Annotated in this window: 2 protein-coding genes; both read left to right on the plus strand. The window is 69.1% G+C overall.

All coding sequences use genetic code 11. From position 1 onward, the window contains the following. Positions 1-161 precede the first annotated feature (161 nt). Complete coding sequence (locus tag ABZ923_RS41170) at positions 162-1364, plus strand: beta-1,3-glucanase family protein (protein ID WP_361483543.1); 1203 nt, start codon at positions 162-164, stop codon at positions 1362-1364. Between the two features lie 130 nt (positions 1365-1494). Further along, positions 1495-2232 carry a thaumatin family protein gene (locus tag ABZ923_RS41175; protein WP_361483546.1) on the plus strand — a complete coding sequence of 246 codons (738 nt, stop codon included), beginning with the start codon at positions 1495-1497 and terminating at the stop codon, positions 2230-2232. Positions 2233-2353 lie beyond the last annotated feature (121 nt).

Here is a 2353-nt window from a genome sequence, read left to right on the forward strand (position 1 = left end):
CCCCGCCGCCCGGGCGGGCCCCCGCCCCACCCCGCCCGCCGGGCCCGCCCGGGGCCCCCGCCCCCCCCCCCCCGCCCCCCCCACCGCGGGGGCGGGCGCCCGCGCGCCCGTTTCCCCACCCGTGTTCCGTCATACACAGCACTGGAGAGAGGAACTTCCGCATGTTCTCGTCCGACGCCCACCCGCCCACCCGCCGCAGAGCGCTCGCCTCGATGGCGGGTGCCCTAGCCGGATCCGCGATCGTCTCCGTCGGCCCGCGCGCCTTCGCCGACTCCGACGGCGCCGACCCGACCGCCGAGGCCGCGCGAGGGGGGCTGCCGCTCACGGTCGTCAACAGCAGCGGCAAGTTCGCCAACGGCCAGGTCCACCTGTACGTCGTGGGCAGCAAGGGAGACCGGCAGGTACGGCTCACCCGGCGAGGCACCCTGGCCCCCGTCAAGCTCTCCGACAACCACGCGGGCGGCTTCGCCGACTACTCCATCCCGCTGACCGCCCACGGCGCGACCAAGCTGCGACTGCCGCAGATGTCCGGACGCATCTACGTGGCCCTCGGCCACAAGCTGAAGTTCAAGGCCGTCAGGGGCGCCGACGGCAAGATCGGTCTTCAGCAGCCGGCCGGCTGGGTGGAGTCCGACCCCAACTTCTCCGTGCTGCACGACTTCGTGGAGTTCACCCACGACGCGTCCGGCATGCACTGCAACACCACCATGGTGGACATGTTCAGCGTTCCGATGATGATCGGGCTGAACGGAGCGAAGAACCACAGCACCGGCCGGCTGCCCGCCGGCGGCCGCGTGAAGGTCTTCAACGCCCTGAGGAACCACCCGGACTTCAAGCACCTCGTCATAGCCGACCGGCGCGTCATCGCCCCGAGCCACGGCCTCGACGCCGGCCGGTTCCCCCAGCACTACTTCGACGACTACATCGACAAGGTCTGGCACACCTACCAGAACAAGAACCTCGTCGTCAGGACGAACGCGGGCACATTCACCGGCCGGGTCAGGAACCAGCAGCTCACCTTCAGCGGCCCCGCGCAGGTCTCCTTCGCCAAGCCCTCCACCCGTGACGTGCTCTTCTGCGACGGGGCGCTCGCCGCCCCCAACGACGGGATCACCGGCCCCGTCGCCGCCGCCCTGGGCGCCGCGTTCAACCGCTCGACCCTGCTGAGCCACAGCAAGCAGCCCACCACCCGCGCGGCCACCTTCTACGACACCGCCGTCACCAACCACTACGCCAAGGCCATCCACGCCGCGACCAGCAACGGCAAGGCCTACGGCTTCGCCTTCGACGACGTTGCCGACTGGGCCTCCTACATCGAGGACCCCAGCCCCCAGCACATGCACCTGACGCTGACCCCGTTCTGAGACACCCGCTCTTGCGTGCAGCAAGCGACCACCGAGGGAGTACGAGGTGAAGAGATTACGTGACTTGCTTCTCGCGGCCGTGCTGTGTCTCATGCCGGCCGTCGCGTCCGCCGGAGCCGTGCATGCCGCCGTGGCCGACGATTCCCGCACCGTGCCCGCCGCTACCACCGTCGCCGCACCCGAGGTGAGTGCGGCCGCCGGCGCCCACACGGTGACGTTCGTCAACCGGTCCGGGAAGAAGCTGTGGATCGGCAGCACCGTCAACCAGGACGAGCCCGACGGAGATTCGAAGAACCTGAAGTCGCTGCCTGTGCTCAAGCCCGGGCAGTCGGCGACCGTGACCATCCCGGAGGACAAGGCCCCCCACCACTGGCGCGGCAAGTTCTTCGCCCGCCAGGGATGTTCGGGCAAGTCGGGAAGCACGTTCCACTGCACCATCGGCGACTGCGGAGTGTTCGCCCAGCGCTGCGAGACGGGCGAACAGCCGGTCAGCCTCGCCGAGTTCAACTTCGACAACAGGGACACGAAGGCGCCCTGGTACGACGTCAGCTACGTCAACGCCTTCTCACTCCCCATCACCATCGCGCCCAAGGGAGCCGAGAAGGTCACCGAGAACGGCTCGTGCTCGCAGCAGGGCTGCCGGAAGAACCTGCTGCGTTACTGCCCGAAGGCCGACCGGCAGCACAACTCCGCCGGGAAGACCGTGCTGTGCGTGAACCCGAACCGGGATGCCACCTCCGCCTACAGCGATGCCATCAAGAAGCACTGCCCCAAGGCCTACGCCTGGTCCAAGCAGGACCAGGAGACCGGCAACAAGACGATGCGGCAGTGCGCCAAGTGCAAGGGCTTCGTCGTGACGTTCTGGTGATCACATGATCCCATGACCCCCTGCTCCACGAGTCGGGGGCCCCCCCGCGAAAACAACCGCGGGGGCCCCGCCCCGAGGGGGGAGCACACAAGCCGCCAGGACGCCGCGGGAGGAGGAAGGG

This window comes from Streptomyces sp. NPDC046881 (genome assembly GCF_040645015.1).
Classification (GTDB): Bacteria; Actinomycetota; Actinomycetes; order Streptomycetales; family Streptomycetaceae; genus Streptomyces.

Bases quoted from the DNA above. Each gene is read 5' to 3' on its own strand.
- ABZ923_RS41170 (WP_361483543.1), top strand. From the start codon at position 162: ATGTTCTCGTCCGACGCCCACCCGCCCACCCGCCGCAGAGCGCTCGCC.